Source organism: Kribbella sp. NPDC003505, from assembly GCF_040610875.1.
Classification (GTDB): domain Bacteria; phylum Actinomycetota; class Actinomycetes; order Propionibacteriales; family Kribbellaceae; genus Kribbella.
The window spans coordinates 21,881-41,472 of the sequence record NZ_JBEXNA010000009.1; the positions used below are offsets into that span (position 1 = coordinate 21,881).

A 19,592-nucleotide genomic window follows, 5' to 3' on the forward strand; every position below is an offset into this window, starting at 1 on the left:
CCCGAAGGTAGGCGCGGACGTACTCAGAGTACTTCGTCCGAGCGGACAAGATCCAGCACGAAACCTGTCCGGCCGGACAACTACACCGCCAGCCACTCGACCCCGGTCGTGACCTCGTCCAGCAACTCGGGCACGGGCGACACCCCCGATCCCGGCCCCGTCGGTACGGCGAGCTGTCCGTCGACCAGCACGAACGGCTCGGTGATGTCCGTGCGGTAGTAGCGACCGGACGCCGACGTGTCGCCCGGCAGGACGAACCCGGGAAGCGCGGCCAGCGCGACGTTCGCGGCCCGGCCGATGCCGGTCTCCAGCATCCCGCCACACCACACCGGCACGCCGTGCGCGACGCACACGTCGTGGATCCGGCGCGCCTCCAGGTAGCCGCCGACCCGGCCGGGCTTGATGTTCACGACCTGGCAGGCGCCCAGCCGGATCGCCGCGGCGGCCGATCGCGCGGACGTGATCGACTCGTCCAGGCACACCGGCGTCTCGATCAGCCGCGCCAGCTCGGCGTGACCGAGCACGTCCTCCTCGTCCAGCGGCTGCTCGATCAGGAGCAGCCCGAACGGGTCCAGCCGGGCCAGGTGCCGCGCATCGGCCGGCGTGTACGCCGTGTTCGCGTCGACCTGCAGCAGGACGTCGTCGCCGTACCGCTCGCGGACCGCTCGGACCGGCTCGACGTCCCACCCCGGCTCGATCTTGAGCTTGATCCGCAGGTAGCCCTCGTCGAGGTAGTTGCCGACCGCATCGAGCAGGGCCGGGACGCTGTCCATGATCCCGACCGACACCCCGCACGGCACCCGGTCGTGCACCGCGCCGAGCTCGCGGGCGAACGAACGCCCCTCGGCCCGCAGCTCGGCGTCGAGGACGGCGGTCTCGAGCGCGGCCTTCGCCATCCGGTGCCCCCGGTACGGCGTCAGCACCGTCGCGACCGCGTGCGCATCGATCGGGCCGGCCGCCGCCAGCGCGGGCACCAGGAACCGCCGCAGCACGTCGGCAGCGCCGTCGACGTACTCCGACGAGTACAACGGATCGGTCATCGCCACGCACTCGCCCCAGCCCTCGGACTCGTCGGTGACGACCCGCAGCAGCAGGACGTCACGCGTGGTCTGGGTGCCGAACGACGTACGGAACGGAGCGACGAGCGGCATCGAGACGTGCCGCAGTTCAACACCGGTCAGCTTCACTGCTCTCTCCTCACTGCTCTCTCCTCACGACGTACCAACCTGCTCGGTCGAAGCCGGTGATCCGCCCGCCGTCCGCCAGCAGTACCCCGAGCGTGTCGCGCACCGCGGTCCGCCACTGCCGGGCGAGCGCCGGCTCGCGCACCCGCAGCGCCTCGACGTCCGACGGCACCGCGACCAGGTAGGTGGCGGCACCCGTCGGACGTACGACCGGCGCGCCGGCCTCAGAGATGCCGAGGGCAACGACCGCCGAGCTGGTGTCGACGGCGACGGGTGCGCCGTCGCAGGCTGCCACGGCGACCGGATCGGCGAGCCGCCAACGGACCAGCAGCCGGTCGGAGTCGTCGCCGCCGTTGATCGCGTCGGTCATCGCGCCGTAGAAGTTGGGTAGGTACTCGTCGGCCCGGGCGCCGAGCTTCACCAGGTTGAAGTAGGCGTTGCGCCTGATCAGCGGGTCGAACGTCCAGGCCACCTCCGAGACGCCGCGGCGCAGCGCCCAGGCCCGCTGGTGCAGCTTGAGCGCGAAGCCCACACCACGCCCGATGCCGTCCCGGGACACCCCGGCGATGTGGCTGTGCAAGGCGTCCTCGGCGGGGGCGTGGAAGAAGCCGACGCAGGCGCCGATCAGCCGGCCGCCGACGAACGCGCCGCCGACATAGTTGCCGGCCTTGGTCAACGCGCGCAACAGCTCGACGGTGACCTGGGGGTTGGTACCGTTGCCCCAGATCGCGCCGTACAGCCGCACGACGCCCTCCAGCTCGGTCAGGTCCCAGATCTCGCGGACCACCACTCCCGCGCTCAGCGCCGCCGCCTCCGCTGCGGCCGTCGCGCGGTCCTGGACCGGGTCGGCCAGGACCCGCAGCCCGCCCTGGTCTTCAGCTCTTGTCATCGTCGCCCCGTGCCAGTCGTCGTCAGGTGCCGGATCGGATCGGCCAGCAGGTCCGCGACGAGCGCGCGCAGGAGCTCGGTCCGTGCCGCGAGCGGTTCGATCAGGACATGCTCGTCGTCGGCGTGTGCACCGCCGCCGACCGCACCGAGTCCGTCGAGCGTCGGTGTCCCGGCGCCGGCCGTGAAGTTGCCGTCCGACGCACCGCCGACCGCGGCCGTTGTCGGCGCCGGCATCCCGAGCCGGGCCGCGACGGCGCGGATCCGTTCGAGAAGTACCGCGGACGACTCCAGCGGCGGCCTGTTCGGCCCGCCGCCGACTTCGATGGCGGCCCCCGGGAGCGCCGGTCGCAACTCACGCATCGCTGCGTCGACGCGATCCTGCTCGGCGGTCGTCCGGGCTCGTACATCCACCGCGAACGATCCGGCCGCCGGGACCGTGTTGGTCGTCGTTCCGGCGCGGGAGCTTGTCGGCGTGACCGACGTGCCGAGTTCCGGTGCGCCGAGTGCATGCACGGCGAGTGCCTGGTGGGCGAGCTCCAGGGTCGCGTTGATCCCGCGCTCCGGCTCGAGGCCCGCATGGGCAGCGCGGCCGGTGATGCGTACGTCGTACAGCGACACGCCCTTGCGCTCGGTCTTGAGCGCGCCGCCGTCGGCGGAGGCCTCGAGCACCAAGGCGGCCTCCGCGACCCGGGCCTCGTCCTCGATCAGCGATCGCGACGACGGGGAGCCGAGCTCCTCGTCGCCGGTGACGAGCAGGGTGACGCCGTCCTGTCCGGCGGCGGCGTGGAAGGCCATCGCGAGCCCGGCCTTCATGTCGAAGCAGCCCGGCCCGCGCAGTACGCCGCCCTCGACCGAGTACGGGCGGGTCGCCAGCGACCCCAGCGGCCACACCGTGTCGTGATGGCCGAGCAGGAGGACCCGCGGCCGCGCGCCGAGCCGCCAGCGCAGATGGGTGCGGCCGTCGAGCACGATCCGCTCGGGCCCGACCCCGAGCCGAGCCGTGCCGATCCGCGCCACCACCTCGGCGGAGCGGGCGACCGCGGACAGGTCGGCCGACGGCGACTCGCACTCCACGAGCGCCTGGATGTCCGCCAGGAGATCAGTCGGCATCACTTCACCCGCGGAGTCGCCCGCACCCCGAAGTGGACGTACTGTTCGCCGGTCGGCAACTCGTAGAAGGTCACCGGCGCCCAGGTCTCGGCCTCCGGCGGCTTGACCAGGAACTGCCTAGGCCCGAACGGCACCATCGGGTACTCCTCCACCGGGTCGGGCACGAGCTCGGCGAGCGGACCGGTCAGGATCGTCCGCAGCAGCGGCCCGTCGGCCGTCGCCTCGACCTCCATCCGGACCGACGCGCGCTCGTAGGCTCCGACGTACGGCGTGACGTCCACCTCGACCGGCTCCGTGGGCGGAGCCACCGGCGCCGGCATCGCCACACCGGCCAGCTCGGCGAAGATCTCGCGGTACAGGTCCTCGTACAGATCGCGGGTGTTGCCGCCGTTCGTCAGCAACGTGACGGCAAGTCCTTGCGACGGCAGGACCCGCAGGAACGCGGCCTGCCCGAGGGTGTTGCCGTCGTGGCCGTACAACCGTTGGCCGTCCCAGCCGAAACGGATCCAGCCGAGTCCCCACGAGTCGCCGAGGACGTGCTTGTCCGGCAGGTCGGCCTGGTGCTCGGTCATCGCCGTCGCGCTGGCTTCGACGAGCAGCCGGTGCCCGTCGGCGGTCGTACCGCCGTCCAAATGCAAGCGAGCGAATGCCAGCACGTCGGACACCGTCGACGTCACGAGTCCCGCGGGTCCGACCGACCGCGGCAGTCCCCAGACCCGGACGGGCTGCTGCTTCCCGTCCCGCTCCTCATGACCGACCGCCGCGGCGAACACCAGCGCTTCCTCCGGCAGCGTCGTCGTGTGGGTCAGACCGAGCGGTGTGAACAGACGCTCGCGCATCGCCTGGTCCCAGGTCTTGCCGGTGACCTTCTCGATCACACGACCGAGCAGCGAGTAGCCCGAGTTGCAGTACGACCAGGTCGCGCCGAGCGGATGGTTCTGCGCCGCGTCGGCCAGCAGGTCGACGTACCTCTCCAGGCAGTCGTCGCCGCGCCCGGTGTCGGTGAAGATGTCGCCGTCGATCCCGCTGGTGTGGGTGAGCAGGTGCCGCAGCGTGACGGCCTTGGTCACGTCCGGGTCCTTCAGCCGCAGCTCCGGCAGCACCTCCACGAGCGGAGCGTCGAGGTCGAGCAGCCCCTCGTCGACCAGTTGCATCGCGACGGTCGCGGTCCACACCTTGGTGATCGACCCGATCTGGAACACCGACTCCCCCGTCACCGGAGCGCCCGTGTTCAGGTTGAGTACGCCGTACGACGCCTCTACCTGCTCGTCCGCGCGAAGGATGCCCAGCTGCGCGCCCGGCACGTGGTGCCGTTCCGCCAGCCGGGCCAACCGCTTCTGCCAGTGCGCAACGTCGATGCGCGGACGGCCCGAGCGGACGGCGTGCTGCTCGACCCACTCGACGATCCGGTGGTTGTAGTCGAGCCGCTGCGACGGCGGGCCGGTCAGGATGAACGCGTGTGACGCCTCCGGGTACAGGACCAGCCGTGTCGGCACGCCGAGCTCACGCAGCGCGGTGTGCCACTGCTGTGCCTGCCCGACCGGGCACCTGAGATCCTCCGCGCCGTGCAGGATCAGCGTCGGGGTGCGGACGGCCGCCACGCTCGCGATCGGCGACATCGCGGCGTACCGCTCGGGCTGCGTCCAGGGCAGGCCGCCGAGTTCGTGGGCGCTGAGGAAATGCCCGTCGTCGGAGGTCCCGGCCATGCTGACCAGGTCGCTGACCACCCCGCCGGCCACCGCGGCGGCGAACCGGTCGTCGTGCGCGGTCAGCCAGCACGTCATGAAACCGCCGTAGCTGTAGCCCGCGACCGCCAACCAGTCCGGGTCGGCCAGCCCCTCCGCGACGAGTTGGTCCAGCGGCTCGAGGAAGTCCTTGCTGTCGGCGACACCCCAGGCGCCCACCGCCCCGTCGAAGAAGGCCTCGCCGTATCCGTCGCTGCCGCGCGGGTTGACGAGCAGCACGGTCCACCCGCGCGCCGCAAGCTCCTGGTGGTACAGGTGCACCTCGTCGGCGGCTCCGTTCCAGGCGTTGTGCGGGCCACCGTGAATGTCGAGCAGCACCGGCGAGGGACCGGAGCGATCCGGATCACGCACCAGCCAGGCTTGCACCTGCGTCCCGTCCGAGATCGTGAACGTCCGCTCCTCGTGGGGGAACAGCTGCACGTCGTTCAGCGCCGATCCGTGCTCGGTCAACACTGTCGAGTCGCCGGTGGACAGGTCGACGACCGCGATCTCGCCGTACGACGTGCTGCCGGCGAGGGTGATCGCGGCGTTGCCGGAGGCAACGGACAGGCCGCCGACCACACGGTCGTCACCGGCCAGGACCGGACGGGCGTCAGTGCCGTCGCGGGCGACGGACCACAAGTTCGTGCAGCCGCGGTCGCGGACGCAGAAGTAGATCCGGCCGTCGTGCTCCTGCGGCCGCCCGCCCGGGTACGCGGTCGCGCCCGGCATCACGTTGCGATCAAGCGATCCGGACAGCTCGACGGTCTCCCCACCGTCCAGCGGAACGAGCAGCAACCGCAGGTGGCCCTTCGGCTCCCCCGGCCAGCCGATGACGAGCAACGCGTTGCCGTCCGCGGTGTAGTCGACGGTCGCCGCGAGACCGTCCGTGAGCGCGACTGCGCGTGGCTCGGCCTTCGGGTCGTCGACGGCGAGCAGGTGTACGGCGGTCCGGTACCGCAGATCGCTGTCGTCGCCGACGCGCCGGGTGAAGGCGAGCGTCGTACCGTCGGGCGACCACACGGGTTGTCCCGCGCTCTCCGGGTCGTCCGTCAGCCGACGTACGTCGTGCGTCTCGAGATCGAAGACGTGCAACTGGTTCCGCACAGCGCCGTACCGGCCGGCGCCATCGGCCTGGTAGTCGACGCGATCCGCGACCAGCGGACCGCTCGTGCCGTCGTCGACCGGCGCGCTGAACGCCAGCCGCCGGCCATCCGGGCTCCACACCGGCGCACCCGCGCCGAGGGACAGGTCGGTCAGCGTCTCCGCTTCGCCCCCGTCGGCGGTGAGGACGGCGAGCTGTCCGTCCCGTACGAACGCGACGCGCGTGCCGTCCGGTGACCAGGCAGGTGCGACGTCCTTCGGGCCCGCGGTCAGGCGGCGGGCCGGACCGCCGTCGGTCGCCGTGAGCCACAGCTGGTCGACGTTGCGGTCGAGGTCGGCGTCCAGAGTCCTCACCACGTAAGCGATCCGCGTGCCGTCCGGGGACAGCACCGGCTGGGACGGGACCACGAGATCGGTCAGGTCGTCGATACGCATCCGTCGGGTCATGGGGTACTCCTGTCGGTCGGGGCCGTAGGCCCGGGGACGGCGGCGAGCAGCTCGCGGGTGTAGTCGTCGCGAGGTTCGGCCAGGACGCGGTCGGTCGGTCCCTGCTCGACGATCCGGCCGCGGTACATCACCGCGAGCCGCGTCGACACGTACCGGACCACCACGAGGTTGTGCGAGATGAAGAGGATGGACAGACCGAGCTCGCGCTGGAGCTCACGCACCAGGTTGAGGACGGCGCCCTGGATCGAGACGTCCAGTGCGGACGTGATCTCGTCGGCGATCACCACCCGCGGCCGGCCGGCCAGGGCCCGCGCCAGCGCGACCCGCTGGCGCTGACCGCCGGACAACTGCGACGGGTAGGACGCGGCCTGGACGGGATCGAGATGGACGAGCCCGAGCAGCCGCTCGACCTCGGCCCGGCGGTCGGCCCGCGATCCTCCGGGCGGGACGACCTCCGCGACGCTCTCACCGATCCGCATCCGCGGATCCAGCGAGGAGTACGGATCCTGGAACACCATCTGCAACGGGCGCTGCCGGCCCCGCGTCGGCACCGGCCGGCCGTCCAGCAGGATCTGTCCGCCGTCCAGCGGCGCGAGTCCGACCGCGGCCCGGGCCAAAGTGGACTTCCCCGATCCCGACTCGCCGACCAGACCGACGATCTGGCCGGCCGGAACGGTCAGGCTGACACCGTCGACGGCCGTGGTCCGGCCGTAGCTGACCCGCACGTCGTCGAAGCGCAACTCGCTCACGGCGCCTCCACCAGCTCGTCGACGGACGATTCGACCGCGAGCGGCTCGCCCGCATGCCAGCAGGCGACCCGGCGTCCCGCGCCGTCGGCGGTCAGCGGCGGATCCTCCGCCCGGCAACGCTCGTCGGCCAGCGGGCAGCGGGCAGCGAACGCGCAGCCCTGCGGAAACTCCGCGGGCGCGACCGGCCGGCCGGGAATCACGGCCAGCGGCTGATCGAGATCGGTGTCCAGATCGGGCACGGCGGCCACCAGAGCGCGCGTGTACGGATGCCGCGCCCCGGTCGTCAGTTCGTGCGCGGGAAGGTCCTCCACGATCCGGCCGGCGTACATCACCAGCACGCGGTCGCACACCTCGCGGACGACGGTGACGTCGTGACTGATCAGGACCAGCGCGACGTCGTCGGCCTGCCGGATCGCGTCGAGCAGCTCGAGGATCTGCCGCTGCACGGTGACGTCCAGCGCGGTGGTCGGCTCGTCGGCGACGATCAGTGCGGGCGTGCCCATCAGCCCCAGACCGATCATCGCGCGCTGCCGCATCCCGCCGGAGAACTCGTGCGGATACTGCCGGATCCGTCGCTCGGCCGCGGGGATCCGCACCGCCCGCAACCGGTCGGCCGCCCGGGCCAGCGCCGCGCGCCGGCCCAGTCCCTGGTGGTGGCGGGCCACCTCGGCCAGTTGGCCGCCGATCCGTTGGGTCGGGTTGAACGACGTCATCGGGTCCTGGAACACCATCGCCAGCGAGGTCCCGAGCAGCCGCTGCCGCGCCTTGGTGTCGGGGCCGCGCAGGTCGGTCCCCAGGAACTGGACCCGCTCGGCGTCGACCTGCCCGGGAGCGTCGATCAGCCGCGAGACCGCCAGCGCGGTGAGCGACTTGCCGGAGCCCGACTCCCCCACCACGCCGAGCGCCTCACCTCGTCGTACGGCGAAGGACACCCCACGTACCGGGCGGATCTCGCCGGCCGGACCGGGGAAACTCACCGAGAGGTCGCGGACGTCCAGCACGACGTCCGACACCGGTTCGCCCTGTGCAGCTCGGTCCTCGGTCACGGGCCGTGAGATCGCACCGCGGAGGGCGCCGAGCCGGGTCACACCGAGGCCCTTGGCGACGGTCTCGCCGAACAGGTTGAACGCCAGCCCGGCGAGCAGTACGGCGGCACCGGGCGCCAGCGCGGCCGCCGGGTTCACGTAGATCGCGCCGATCCCGTCGTACAGCAGCCGGCCCCAGTCGTACGCCGGCGGCTGCACGCCGAGGCCCAGGAACGACAAGCCCGCGAAGGCCAGCAGCGCGCCGCCCGCGCCGAGCGTGGCGTTCACGACCAGCGGCTCGGCGATGTTCGGCAGCACGTGCCGGAACAGGATCCGGATCCGGCCGACCCCGGCGATCCGTGCGGCCGCGATGAAGTCGCGTGCGGCGAGTCCGGCGACCAGCGTCTGCGTCAGCCTGGCGAACGCCGGCGCCCCGGCCAGCCCGATCGCGAGCACGGCTCCGGTCGCGCCGACACCGAAGATCACGGCGAAGAACAGCGCGAGCAGCAGTCCCGGGAAGGCGACCGCGACGTTGACGGCGCCGGTCACGAGCCGGCCGAGCCGGCGCCCCAGCAGGAACGGCGCGGTGCCGAGCAGCAGGCCGGCCGCGATCGCGATCGCGGTGGCGGCGAGTGCGAGCTCGACGGACAGCCGCCCGGCCACCAGGACGCGGTAGAAGATGTCCCGGCCGAGGTTGTCGGTCCCGGTCCAGTGCTCGGCCGACGGTCCGGCCAGGATGTTGCCGGTGTCGACCGCGTTCGCCGGGCCCGACCAGATCACCGGCCCGAGGACGGCCAGGAGCAGCACCGCGACCACCAGGGCCGTCGCGGTGAGTCCGAGCGGGGTCCGGAGTACGCCGATCCATCGTCGCCGCTGCATTCAGTCCTCCCGGATGATCGAGCGCGGGTCGAGCAGGGCGAGGGCGACGTCGACGACGGTGTTCGCGGCCAGCACGCCGACGCCGTACACGAGGACGATGCCCTGGACGACGGGATAGTCCTTGTCGAGGATCGACTGCACGATCGTCATCCCCAGGCCCGGCCAGCTGAAGACGTTCTCGATCAGCACCGTCCCGGCAACCATCGAGCTGAGGATCAGCGCACCGAGGGTGAGCGCGGCCGTCGCCGCGTTGGGCAGGGCGTGCCGCAGATAGACCACGCGGGCCGGCAGCCGTTTCGCGCGGGCGGTGCGGATGAAGTCGGCGTCGAGCACGCTGACCAGCTCGACGCGCAGGATCCGCGCCAGGATCGCCGCCGGGCCGAGCGCGAGACAGAGCACCGGAAGGACGTAGGCGGCCGGCGACTGGTTGCCCGCGACCGGCAGCCAGCTCAGGCTGACACCGAAGACGAAGACCAGGCCGACCCCGATCAGGAAGTCCGGGACGATGCCGAGGATCACGCTGCCGGCGGTGAACGCGAGCTCGGTACGCCGGCCCCGGCCGCCGCGGGTCAGCACGCCGACCACGACACCGACCGGGAGCGCGATCGTCACCGCGAGGACGAACGCGAGAACGGCCAGGGCCAGCGTCGCCGGGAGCCGCTGCGCGATCACGTCGGACACCGGCAGCTGCGACACGAGCGAGCTGCCGAGATCGCCGCTGAACAGCCGCTCGAGGTAGGCGCCGTACTGCCGCCACAGCGGGTCGTCGAGGCCGAGCGCCGCCCGCTTGGCCGCGACCAGCTCGGCCGGTGCGGTCGGTCCGAGCGCGGCCCGGACCGGGTCACCCGGGATCAGGTGGATCATCAGGAACGAGGCCGTCACCACCACCCACAACGAGACGAGCAGGCGGCCCGCCCGCCGTACCCCGAAGCGCACCCAGTCGTGCGCCCACAACCCTTGCCGTACGGCGATCCCGGGCGCCGGATCCGTGGTCGTCATGTGATCAGTTCGCCAGCATCCGGATGCTGGTCGGGACGAGCCCCGGTGCCGCGAACCGCGCCTTGGCGCCGAACGTCTGGACCGCGCTGTTCGCGAACGGCACCAGATCGGCGGCGGCCACGACCGCGGATTCCGCCTCCAGCCAGGTCGGGCAACTCGCCTTGCCGGACATCGCACCCGCCTTCTGGACCGTGGCCTCGTAGGTCTTGTTCCGGATCGCGGCGAAGTTGGTTCCGTTCGGTGCGGCCGGGCCGGACAGGAACGGCACCACCTGGTCCGGACTGCTGACGCCCAGCGGCACCCAGACGATGTCCCAGTCACCGGAGCTGAACAGCGTCTCGTTCAGCGCTGTGCCGTTCATGCCCTTCGCGGTGACCTTCACCCCGATGGCCTGCCACTGCTGGACGGCGAGCTCGGCCGCGGCGGCGACTCCGCTCCCCCGACTGTTGTCGTACAAGAACGTCAGAGGTCGCACATTCGCCTTCTGTACGGCGGTTTTCGCCGCCGCGACGTCGCGTGCCGGCAAACTCCGCGCGAGCGCGTCGCCGACGCAGGCGGCCGGCTCGATCGTCGCGAGCGTGGTCGGCGGCGTGCCCTTCCCGGAGGTGAGCACCTTGCGGAGCTCGGGCAGGTCGAGAGCCTGGGTGAGCGCCATCCGGACGGCCGGGTCACTGGTCGCCCGGCCCTTGGCGTGGTTGTACCACTGCTCGCCCACCAACGCCGTCGTCTTGGTGGCGAACAGACCCGCCTTCTCGAGCCGCAGGGCGTCCGGCCCGATGATCACGGCGGCGTTGAGACCACCGGACAGCAGCAGGTTCGCGGCGGTGGTCTCGTTCTGGACGACTTTCATCACGACCGTCTTCGGCATGCCCGGCGTCGCCGTGGTCGCGCCGTTCGGTCCCCAGGTGTAGCCGTCGCGACGCTGGTACGTGTAGTGGTCGCCGGGCGCGGCCTCGGTCAGCTCGTACGGTCCTGTGCCCGAGGTCTTGTGCGCCAGCGACTTGCGGTCGGTCAGACCCGACGAGCACACGATCGGCAGGCTGGCCAGGCCGTTCAGGACGAACGGGGCCGGCGTGGCGAGGGTGATCGTGACGGTCCTCGTCGCGTCGTCGGCCTTCCCGGTCGCGCCGACCGGGAGGAAGGTGCCGAGGAACGGACTCTTGTTCTTCGGGTCGCCGACGTACTTCAGGTTGGCGACCACGCTCGACGCGGTCAGCGGCGTGCCGTCGGAACACTTGATGCCGTCGGCAAGGGTCAGCGTGACGGTCTTCCCGTTCACCGCCCACTTGGTCGCCAGACCGGACCGGATGTCGCCGTTGCCGGCGTCGACCGACAGGAGCGGGTCGTAGGCCAGCTGGGTCACCGTGAACAGCGCGCCCGCGGCCGACGACTGCGGATCGAGGTTGCCCGGATCGGTCGGCAGCGCCATCGTGAACGTGCCGCCGTCCACCACCGGGGCATCACCGCCGCCCTTGGCACTCTGGTTGCTACAAGCAACAAGTGAGACCAGGACGGCGGCACAGACAGGAGCGCGGAGGAACATGGCGGAATCCGTTTCGTCGAAGGATCTCAGGCGCCGGCCCGGCGGACGGCCCGGCCGATGTGCAGGTACAGGGCGTGGCCGTGGCCGTCGTCGCCGACGAAGACGTGCGGCAGGTGCATGCCGCGGTCGGCCTCGACCGGGATCAGGCTCCCCTCGCGGTACGGCACGAGCTCCTTGCGCTCGACCTGTTCGCCGAGCTCCGCGAAGACGCCCTTCGGCTTCTGCTCCAGCCAGATCCGGCCGCCCGCGTCCTGGCTGACGGTCATCTCCACCACGTCCGCCTCGTAGGTACCGATGTACCGGCCGGCGTCGATCCGCTCCGCTGCGGCGGGCGGCTGCGGCAGTGCGGGCAGGTGGACGCCGCCGAGCTGTTCCAGCACGTGCCCGACGACGTCGCGGTAGAGAGAGACGGCGTCGCCGCCGTTGGTCAGCAGGGCGACGGCGACGCCGCTCTCGGGGACGATCCGCAGGAACGCCGACTGACCGATGGTTCCGCCGTCGTGACCGATGACCAGGCCGTCAGGCGTCTCGAAGCGCTCGAAGCCGAGGCCCCAGGAGGTGCCCATCAACCCGAGATCGGGAAGGTCGACCTGCTGCTGGTGCATCCGGCCGGCGGTCCCCGGGGCGAGCACCTGCGTGCCGTCGGCAGCCTTGCCGTCGTCCAGGTGCAGCTTGGCGAAGGTCAGCAGGTCCCGCGGCCGCATCGCGAGCGAGGAGCCGGCCGGCGCGTTCGACCGGACCAGGGACCAGACGGGCGCCGGCTGGTACCCGGCGCCCGGCTCGGTCTCGATGTGACCGACGGCCGCGCGGAACAGGATCGCCTCGTACGGGCCGGGCGCGGTGTGGGTGAGCCCGAGCGGCGCGATCAGGTGGTCACGCAGGCACACGTCGTACGGCGAGTTCCTCAGTACCTCGACGAGCCGCCCCAGGACGCAGTAGCCGGCGTTGTTGTACGAGAACTGCTCACCGGGCGGGAACAGCTGCGCGACCCCGTGCAACTCCAGCAGGTACTTCTCCACGCAGTCGTCGCCGCGACCGGTGTCGGTGAAGATGTCCCCTTCGAAGCCGGCCGTGTGCGACAGCAACTGCCGCGTGGTGATGCGGGCCGCGGCCTGCTCGTCCGCGATCCGGAACTCCGGCAGATAGGTCCGGATCGGTACGTCCAGATCGATCTTGCCCTCGTCCACGAGCTGCAGCACCAGCGTGGCGGTCCACAGCTTCGTGATCGAGCCGATCTGGAACACCGAGTCCGCGGTCGCATCGACGAGCGTCGACCTGCTCAGGACGCCGGCGGCGCCGTCCACCACATCTCCGTCGGCCAGAACCGCCCACGCCACCCCGGGTACGTCGTACCGCTCGATGGCTCCCGGCACGGTCTCTGCCAGCCACTTCTCGATCTCCGTCAACGCTGCCATGCCGTCAAGCTAGACAGCCGCCACGCCCAGGTATCTGTCCCACCGGACAGAATCTGCCCGACTTGTCCGTCCCCCCGGACAACCCCGCCGGGGCAGGTCCTGGCACCCCGATCACCCGGCGAGGAGGATGCGGTCACCTCGCCGTCCCCCGAGGCTGTACTCGTGCGCACGCTGACCTGGCGGCTGGCTGCGGCGGTGATCGCGGTCGCCTTCGTCGCCGCCTGCAACACGACATCCTCGGACCCGTACGACCAGTCGGCCACGCCGCCGGCGGCGGTGACGCCGGCGGTCGATCGCGAAGCGATGAAGACCGATGAGCAGGACGCCGTGAACGCCGTGGACTCGTTCTGGCGCCGGCACTTCGCCGAGCTGTTCGGTCAGCCGTACCGAAGTCCCCGCGTCGCCGGGTCGTACGTCGGGACCGACGGGCCGCCGTGCGGAGGCGAACCGGAATCCGTGCCGTTCAACGCCGTGTACTGCCGGCCGGGTGATTTCGTGGCCTGGGACGACAACCTGATGGCGGCCGGCTACAGCCAGATCGGCGACGCCTGGGTGTACCTGATCATCGCGCACGAGTGGGGCCACGCGATCCAGGCCAGGCTGCGCGACGACCGCGTCTCGGTCGCCGCGGAACTCCAGGCGGACTGCCTCGCCGGAGCCGCGCTCCAGGGTGCGGCCGACGAGGGCCTGATCACGATCGAACCCGGAGACAGCGAGGAGATCGCGAGAACGCTGGCGGCGGTCGCGGACGACTACCCCTGGACCGACGTCAGCGACCACGGAAACGCCGAGCAGCGGACCTCCGCGTTCAGCACCGGCGTCGAGGGCGGCGTCACCGCCTGCACCACCTGACAGCCACCGGCTCACCCGTCAGGGGTGAGTCAGCAGCCGGCCGACGCGGCCTACCGTCTGGTCAGGGTGACAAGAGGAGGCGAGATGAGTCGCACAGAGCGATCACAGCAGCCGGTGTCGGGTTGGGCAGTCGGCGGAATCACCTTCGCGGCGACGATGCTGGTGATCATCGGGATCTTCCACATGATCACGGGCCTGGCCGCGATCATCAACGACGAGTTCTTCATCAGGGTCCGCGGATACACGTTCGACCTGGACACCACGGCCTGGGGCTGGATCCACCTGATCCTCGGCATCCTGCTGCTCGTGGTCGCCTTCGGGCTGTACAGCCGGGCCACCTGGGCCGGTGTGTCGGCGTTGTTCCTCGTGGTGCTCAGCGCGGTCGACAACTTCTTCTTCATTCCGTACTACCCGTGGTGGTCACTCCTGCTGATCGGCCTCGACATCTGGGTGATCTGGGCCCTGACCCGCCCGGGCGCGATCCGCACCTGACGCCGTTCGTCCGGGTTCCCGCGCCGGATCGGGCGCGGGGCCGCGCCCGGCGAGCGTGGCGCCCACCTGGGCGCCGACGACCGCCGACGCGACGATCAGCAGCGCCAGGATCACCAGCCAGGAGATCAGCGCGATCGCCACGCCGATGACGCCGTACCGCTCGGCGTTCCGCTCGATCAGGTGGGGTACGTACCGGCTGCCCACCGCACCCACGAGCACCTGCCCGAACGCGCTGACCACCGCCCCCGGCAACAGCAGGCGCCACGCCACCCGCCGGGTCAGCAACAGCCAGCTGGCGAGCCACCAGCCGGGGACCGCGACGACGGTCTGTGCCAGGACGGTGACGATCCGGCCACCCGGCAGCTCGTCGGTCAGGCTCGCCAGGTAGGCGAGCACGAACAGCACCAGGAGGACGAGACCCGCGCCCTGGATGCCGTGGACGGTACCGCGCAGCCCCCGCGCGGGAAGCTTCCACGCCGCCTCGTAGGTTCGCTGGACGGACCGCGCGAAGCTGCTCGCCGACACCAGGACCGTGAGGACGCTCAGGATCGTCAGGCCGCCGGATGCCGACGGCGGCCGGCCGAACAGCGACCGGACCGCGTCGGCGGCTCCCCCGGTGAGCTCGAACTTGTCGATCAGCCAGTCGGCCAGGGCCAGCGCTCCGGAGCCGCTGAGCAGGGTCGCCACCACGATCAGCAGCGGAACCAGCGCGATGAACGCCTTGCCCGCCAGGGTCAGCGCCCGGTCGTACACCCTGATCTCGAGGGCGGCCACGACGATCCGGCCGATCAGGCTCGTCCGGAACCAGCCGGCGAATCGCCGCACGCGCGGATGCTCGGCCCACTCCCGCTTCATTCGCCGCCCCTCACCCGTTGCCGGGCCGGTGCATTCGCCGTCGATCCCGGTCCAGCGCCTGCAGTTCGACGCTAGGCGCGCGAGCAGCCGGTGAACTCACCCAGGAGGGATGAAGGGCAGCCCGGAGCCCGCGCTCCCCCAGCAAGGATGATGCCCGGCGGCCGGTGGTGGAGCAGAGTCAGCGCTGTCGAGCTTGGTCGACAGCGAGAAGGGAACTGACATGTCATTCTGGGACGTCGTGTGGTTCATCATCATCAGCTTCGCGTTCGTCGCGTACCTGATGATGCTGTTCTGGATTCTGACGGACATCTTCCGTGACCGGGACACGTCCGGTGTTGTCAAGGCCATCTGGCTGGTCTGCCTGTTCTTCCTGCCGCTGCTGACTTCGCTCGTCTACGTCATCGTGCGTGGCAAGTCCATGGCGGACCGTCAGGCGAGCAGGGTCCGGGACGCGCAGCGCGAGCAGGAGACCTACATCCGGAACGTCGCCGCGACGGCCACGCCGACCGATCAGATCGCGCGGGCCAAGGCGATGCTCGACGACGGCACCATCTCGCAGACCGAGTTCGACACGCTCAAGGCTAAGGCGCTGGCAGCGTGACCACCGGCAGCTGAGCTCGCCAGTCGTAGATGACCGCCGTTCGCAGCAGCAGGTCCGGCAGCGAACGGCGGCGCCGGCCGAAGACACACAGCAGCAGCCCGATCGGGAACACGACACAGATAAGAGCCCGCACCAGCGCGACGAAGGGCCGCACCCGGCCTCCCTTGGCGGCGATGACCCGCAGGCCCATCACGCGGCAACCGTACGTTCGTCCGTTCAGCCACCACCCCACGGACAGATAGCCGATCAGCAGGCACAGACCGACCGTCCGGCTCACCACCGCCGACACACTCACGAAGTGGAAGTGCCTCGGGTCGGCGACGAACCCCGCGCCGTTGACCGCCAGGTATCCGATCATCAGTAGGGCGAGCACGACGATCACGTCGACGACTCCCGCGACGGTCCTGGTCACCAGCCCTGCCGGTCTGCCCTGGAACGGCCGCGCCTGCGCCGGGACGGATCCCAGGCTCACGGCTCCGGCCGCGCCGCCGTCGGCGCGTGCTTGCGGCTGAACCGCACCCGGATCCGGCCGGTCGCCTTGTCGACGGCCTCGTCGCCGGAGATGCCCTGCATCCGAACGCTCTGCACCGTCTCGGAGGTCAGCGAGCCGGTCGACTGGCGAATGATCTCGGCGATGTCGACCTCAGCGATCACGCCCTCGGCCAGTCCCGCCACGTCCATCTTGCCGATCACCGCGTCGAGATCGACATCCTGGACGATGCTGTTCACGTCGACGTACTGCCGGACCGTTTCGGTCAGGTCGATCCGGTCGAGGACCAGATGCAGCACCGCCCGGACCAGGTCGTCGGCGAACGACGTCACGCGGTCCTTGAGCTCGTCCTGCTCCCGCTCACCACGCCGTGCCAGCTCCGACACCCAGCTGTCCACCCGATCGCGGCCGGGGACATGGCCGGCGACCTGGCCGGGAACGGCGCCGGGAGCCTGCAGGGCCGTGGCGACCGCCTGCTTCGCGCCGCGACCGGCCGCGACGGTTCGCGCGACCACCAGGGTCGACGCCCCGATGACCACATCGAGGGCGAAAACCGGACCTCGATGCGCTGCCGAACCGGGCTCCGGCCCGGACGCCTCTGCCGTGTCCATCCTTCATCATCGACACACGATCGTGTCCCCCACCTCATCCACAGCGGGCGAGACAACGGATGATGTCCGCATGGACGACATCTTGGGACTGGCGCAGGAGCTGGCAGAGGTCAGCCGGCTCGTGGCGGACGACGACGTCAGCAGCACGCTGGGTCGCTTCGTCAGCCGGATCGTGCGAACCGTCCCGGACTGCGACGCGGCCGCGATCGCGATCCTCGCGGACGGCGAGGCCGAGCTGATCGCCCGGCAGGACGCCACGGACCCGACCACCGAGCCTGCCCAGCCCACGTTTACCGCTCAGCTGATCGCCGCCGACGGCCCGTTGCACGACGCGTTGACGTACGGCGAGCCGCGCCGGATCGGCGACCTGGCGGCGGATCACCGCTGGCCGAAGTTCGCCGCCGCGGCGATCAACGCCGGCTATCGGAGCTGTCTGTTCCTCCCGCTGCCCGCCGACGGCGACGCGGCGGCGGCCTTCAGCCTGTTCTCCGCCGAGCCGGACGCCTTCGGAGGGATGTCGTACGACGTCGCGCTGCTGTTCGCGCTCAACGCCGGCGTCGCGTTCGACAACGTCCAGCTGTTCGACGACAGCCGGACACTGATCGAGCAGCTCCGGACGGCTCTCACCACGCGCAACCTGATCGGTCAGGCCCAAGGACTGCTGATGCATCGCTACGGGGTCACGTCGAGCGTGGCGTTCGACGTCCTCAAACGCTGCTCCCAGGACGGCAACGTCAAGCTCCGTGAGCTGTCCAAGGAATTCGTCGATGCACAGCACGACAACCGGCTCGACGCGGCACTGCGCAAGCACGGCTTGCGGACGGAAGGCGGCTGATTGCCTTCCCGGGTCCGGCGCGGATCCGGGAAGGCAATCAGCGGGCCGGGTCCGCGCTCTCTGCTGAACGGCGGACCGGTCAACTTCGCAACCAACCGGTACCCAACGCCTTGGGTGCCATGTACTTCCGCTACGTGACGAGCCGCACACCCGTGGCGACTGTCAGCTCGCCGCACTCGGGTCTCGGCGTTGCGGGTTCCCACTCTGCATCGACTTTGCATAGATTTGGCGCGAGACGGAACGGCAAGCCGAGGGAGTCGGATGGGACCGCGCAGCCGAGCGACCGGCGACCTCGGGCGCCGATGGCTGTTCGCGGACCAGCTCGGGCCGCACTTCCTGGACACTCCGCAGCAACCGGTGCTGATGATCGAGTCCCGCCACGCGTTCGCCCGGCGCCGCTTCCACCGGCAGAAGGCGCACCTGGTGCTGTCGGCGCTGCGCCACCGCGCCGCGGAGCTTGATCGGCAGGCCACGTTCATCCAGGCGGACACCTACGCCGCCGCGCTCGCCCAGGTCGGCGAACCGTTGACGATCTGCGGACCGACGACGCACGCCGCGGAGAGGTTCGTCCAGCGGCAGGAATCGGTGACCGTCCTGCCGGCCAGAGGTTTCGTGACCAGCCGCGAAGATTTCGCCCACTGGGCCGCGAACCGGGGTCGCCGCCGGCTGCTGCTGGAGGACTTCTACCGCGACGTCCGCGTCCGGCGGGAGATCCTGATGGACGGGGGCACGCCCGCCGGCGGACGCTGGAACTTCGACCATGACAACCGCAAACCGCCACCGCGAGGCAGCAGCGGGCTCGGGGCGCCCGCTCCGTGGTGGCCGGAGGAGGACGCGATCGACGCCGAGGTCCGGCAGGACCTCGATCGCTGGGAGCGCGACGGCTCGCTGCGCTCCGTCGGATCGGACGGTCCCCGGCGGTTCGCGGTGACCCGCGACGAAGCCGTGTCCGCCCTGGAACATTTCGTCGAGCACCGCCTGCCCGCCTTCGGGGCGCACGAGGACGCGATGCTCGCGGGCGACGACTGGATGGCGCATTCGCTGCTGTCCGTCCCGCTCAACCTGGGTCTGCTCGATCCGCTCGAGGTCGTCGAAGCGGCCGAGGCGTCGTACCGCTCCGGGCACGCACCGATCGCCGCGGTCGAGGGATTCGTCCGCCAGATCATCGGCTGGCGCGACTGGACCTGGCACCTGTACTGGCACTTCGACCGGGACTACCGCGAGCGCAACGCGCTCCGCGCACACCGCGACGTACCGAACTGGTTCCAGGATCTCGATGCTGAGGGCAACGTTCGGGCGCGCTGCCTGTCCGAGACGCTGCGGGGCGTCCGGGAGAACGGATGGGCGCACCACATCCAGCGCCTCATGGTCCTGGGCAACTACGCCCTGCAACGGGGCTGGCGGCCGGACCAACTGACGGACTGGTTCCACCGCAGCTTCGTCGACGGCTACGACTGGGTCATGGTGACCAACGTCGTCGGCATGTCCCAGCACGCCGACGGAGGTCTGCTCGCCACCAAGCCGTATGCGGCCGGCGGTTCGTACCTCAACAAGATGAGCGACTACTGCGGCAGCTGCGTCTACGACCCGAAGGTGCGTGTCGGCCCGGACGCATGCCCGTTCACTGCCGGGTACTGGTGGTTCCTGAGCAGGAACCAGGAGCGGTTGCGCCACAACCATCGGCTGGCACGCCCGCTGAAACAACTGGAGACGCTCGACGGCATCGAGGAGGTCGTCCTGCAGGAGGACGACCGGGGATCTCGGGCCCCCTGATCGAGCGGACGGGAAG

Annotated in this window: 17 protein-coding genes; 5 read left to right on the forward strand and 12 right to left on the reverse strand. The window is 70.8% G+C overall.

Translation table 11 applies throughout. The features are described 5' to 3' along the window. Nucleotides 1-80 precede the first annotated feature (80 nt). The 9 genes from menC to ABZX12_RS28150 are packed head-to-tail and all read right to left on the reverse strand — an operon-like array spanning nt 81 to nt 13,067. Nucleotides 81-1,187: an o-succinylbenzoate synthase gene (gene menC / locus ABZX12_RS28110; protein WP_355697906.1), complete on the reverse strand. Its 1,107-nt coding sequence runs from the start codon at nt 1,185-1,187 to the stop codon at nt 81-83. Between the two features lie 10 nt (nt 1,188-1,197). Further along, entirely contained in the window at nt 1,198-2,073 is an 876-nt protein-coding gene (locus ABZX12_RS28115) for a GNAT family N-acetyltransferase (RefSeq protein ID WP_355697908.1), read from the reverse strand. Then, on the reverse strand, nt 2,070-3,182 hold the full coding sequence (locus ABZX12_RS28120) for a M20 family metallopeptidase (protein WP_355697909.1): 1,113 nt from the start codon (nt 3,180-3,182) through the stop codon (nt 2,070-2,072). The genes ABZX12_RS28115 and ABZX12_RS28120 overlap by 4 nt, the downstream gene beginning before the upstream one ends. Then, nucleotides 3,182-6,457, reverse strand: coding sequence for a serine hydrolase (locus ABZX12_RS28125; protein ID WP_355697910.1), 3,276 nt, complete (start codon nt 6,455-6,457; stop codon nt 3,182-3,184). Before ABZX12_RS28125 ends, ABZX12_RS28120 begins: the two co-directional genes overlap by 1 nt. Next, complete coding sequence (locus tag ABZX12_RS28130) at nt 6,454-7,206, reverse strand: ATP-binding cassette domain-containing protein (protein WP_355697912.1); 753 nt, start codon at nt 7,204-7,206, stop codon at nt 6,454-6,456. The genes ABZX12_RS28125 and ABZX12_RS28130 overlap by 4 nt, the downstream gene beginning before the upstream one ends. Beyond that, the gene (locus tag ABZX12_RS28135; RefSeq protein ID WP_355697914.1) at nt 7,203-9,110 is read right to left on the reverse strand and encodes a dipeptide/oligopeptide/nickel ABC transporter permease/ATP-binding protein; all 1,908 of its coding nucleotides are present in this window, start codon (nt 9,108-9,110) and stop codon (nt 7,203-7,205) included. The genes ABZX12_RS28130 and ABZX12_RS28135 overlap by 4 nt, the downstream gene beginning before the upstream one ends. Beyond that, complete coding sequence (locus ABZX12_RS28140) at nt 9,111-10,109, reverse strand: ABC transporter permease (RefSeq protein ID WP_355697915.1); 999 nt, start codon at nt 10,107-10,109, stop codon at nt 9,111-9,113. Between the two features lie 4 nt (nt 10,110-10,113). After that, nucleotides 10,114-11,652: an ABC transporter substrate-binding protein gene (locus ABZX12_RS28145; protein WP_355697919.1), complete on the reverse strand. Its 1,539-nt coding sequence runs from the start codon at nt 11,650-11,652 to the stop codon at nt 10,114-10,116. Nucleotides 11,653-11,678: 26 nt separating this feature from the next. Continuing rightward, nucleotides 11,679-13,067, reverse strand: coding sequence for a serine hydrolase domain-containing protein (locus tag ABZX12_RS28150; protein WP_355697921.1), 1,389 nt, complete (start codon nt 13,065-13,067; stop codon nt 11,679-11,681). Nucleotides 13,068-13,229: 162 nt separating this feature from the next. On the opposite strand from ABZX12_RS28150, the gene ABZX12_RS28155 reads away from it, so the two are divergent. Together ABZX12_RS28155 and ABZX12_RS28160 are read left to right on the forward strand one after the other, a co-directional pair. Then, nucleotides 13,230-13,919 (forward strand): neutral zinc metallopeptidase, encoded by a 690-nt coding sequence (locus tag ABZX12_RS28155; protein ID WP_355697923.1) that lies wholly within the window; start codon nt 13,230-13,232, stop codon nt 13,917-13,919. Between the two features lie 84 nt (nt 13,920-14,003). Continuing rightward, the gene (locus tag ABZX12_RS28160) at nt 14,004-14,411 is read left to right on the forward strand and encodes a hypothetical protein (RefSeq protein WP_355697924.1); all 408 of its coding nucleotides are present in this window, start codon (nt 14,004-14,006) and stop codon (nt 14,409-14,411) included. On the opposite strand, the gene ABZX12_RS28165 is transcribed toward ABZX12_RS28160, so the two are convergent. Then, on the reverse strand, nt 14,340-15,266 hold the full coding sequence (locus ABZX12_RS28165) for a YhjD/YihY/BrkB family envelope integrity protein (protein ID WP_355697926.1): 927 nt from the start codon (nt 15,264-15,266) through the stop codon (nt 14,340-14,342). The two genes, ABZX12_RS28160 and ABZX12_RS28165, sit on opposite strands and share 72 nt — an antisense overlap. A 193-nt stretch (nt 15,267-15,459) precedes the next feature. Here ABZX12_RS28165 and ABZX12_RS28170 point away from each other — a divergent pair, with 193 nt between their 5' ends. Further along, nucleotides 15,460-15,867 (forward strand): SHOCT domain-containing protein, encoded by a 408-nt coding sequence (locus ABZX12_RS28170; protein ID WP_355697928.1) that lies wholly within the window; start codon nt 15,460-15,462, stop codon nt 15,865-15,867. Here the strand turns inward: ABZX12_RS28170 and ABZX12_RS28175 are convergent. Beyond that, nucleotides 15,848-16,339, reverse strand: a complete 492-nt coding sequence (locus tag ABZX12_RS28175) for an RDD family protein (RefSeq protein WP_355697930.1) — start codon at nt 16,337-16,339, stop codon at nt 15,848-15,850. The two genes, ABZX12_RS28170 and ABZX12_RS28175, sit on opposite strands and share 20 nt — an antisense overlap. Next, nucleotides 16,336-16,968, reverse strand: a complete 633-nt coding sequence (locus ABZX12_RS28180) for a hypothetical protein (protein WP_355697932.1) — start codon at nt 16,966-16,968, stop codon at nt 16,336-16,338. Before ABZX12_RS28180 ends, ABZX12_RS28175 begins: the two co-directional genes overlap by 4 nt. A gap of 70 nt (nt 16,969-17,038) precedes the next feature. Between ABZX12_RS28180 and ABZX12_RS28185 the strand changes: the two genes are divergently transcribed. Then, nucleotides 17,039-17,803, forward strand: a complete 765-nt coding sequence (locus tag ABZX12_RS28185; protein ID WP_355697933.1) for an ANTAR domain-containing protein — start codon at nt 17,039-17,041, stop codon at nt 17,801-17,803. Between the two features lie 261 nt (nt 17,804-18,064). Beyond that, nucleotides 18,065-19,576 (forward strand): cryptochrome/photolyase family protein, encoded by a 1,512-nt coding sequence (locus ABZX12_RS28190; protein ID WP_355697934.1) that lies wholly within the window; start codon nt 18,065-18,067, stop codon nt 19,574-19,576. The last annotated feature ends 16 nt before the right edge of the window (nt 19,577-19,592 follow it).

Coding starts and splice junctions, on each gene's coding strand:
- ABZX12_RS28140 (WP_355697915.1), bottom strand. CDS start 10,109: ATGACGACCACGGATCCGGCGCCCGGGATCGCCGTACGGCAAGGGTTG.
- ABZX12_RS28160 (WP_355697924.1), top strand. CDS start 14,004: ATGAGTCGCACAGAGCGATCACAGCAGCCGGTGTCGGGTTGGGCAGTC.
- ABZX12_RS28115 (WP_355697908.1), bottom strand. CDS start 2,073: ATGACAAGAGCTGAAGACCAGGGCGGGCTGCGGGTCCTGGCCGACCCG.
- ABZX12_RS28165 (WP_355697926.1), bottom strand. CDS start 15,266: ATGAAGCGGGAGTGGGCCGAGCATCCGCGCGTGCGGCGATTCGCCGGC.
- ABZX12_RS28125 (WP_355697910.1), bottom strand. CDS start 6,457: ATGACCCGACGGATGCGTATCGACGACCTGACCGATCTCGTGGTCCCG.
- ABZX12_RS28180 (WP_355697932.1), bottom strand. CDS start 16,968: ATGGACACGGCAGAGGCGTCCGGGCCGGAGCCCGGTTCGGCAGCGCAT.
- ABZX12_RS28145 (WP_355697919.1), bottom strand. CDS start 11,652: ATGTTCCTCCGCGCTCCTGTCTGTGCCGCCGTCCTGGTCTCACTTGTT.
- ABZX12_RS28135 (WP_355697914.1), bottom strand. CDS start 9,110: ATGCAGCGGCGACGATGGATCGGCGTACTCCGGACCCCGCTCGGACTC.
- ABZX12_RS28150 (WP_355697921.1), bottom strand. CDS start 13,067: ATGGCAGCGTTGACGGAGATCGAGAAGTGGCTGGCAGAGACCGTGCCG.
- ABZX12_RS28190 (WP_355697934.1), top strand. CDS start 18,065: ATGGGACCGCGCAGCCGAGCGACCGGCGACCTCGGGCGCCGATGGCTG.
- ABZX12_RS28120 (WP_355697909.1), bottom strand. CDS start 3,182: ATGCCGACTGATCTCCTGGCGGACATCCAGGCGCTCGTGGAGTGCGAG.
- ABZX12_RS28185 (WP_355697933.1), top strand. CDS start 17,039: ATGGACGACATCTTGGGACTGGCGCAGGAGCTGGCAGAGGTCAGCCGG.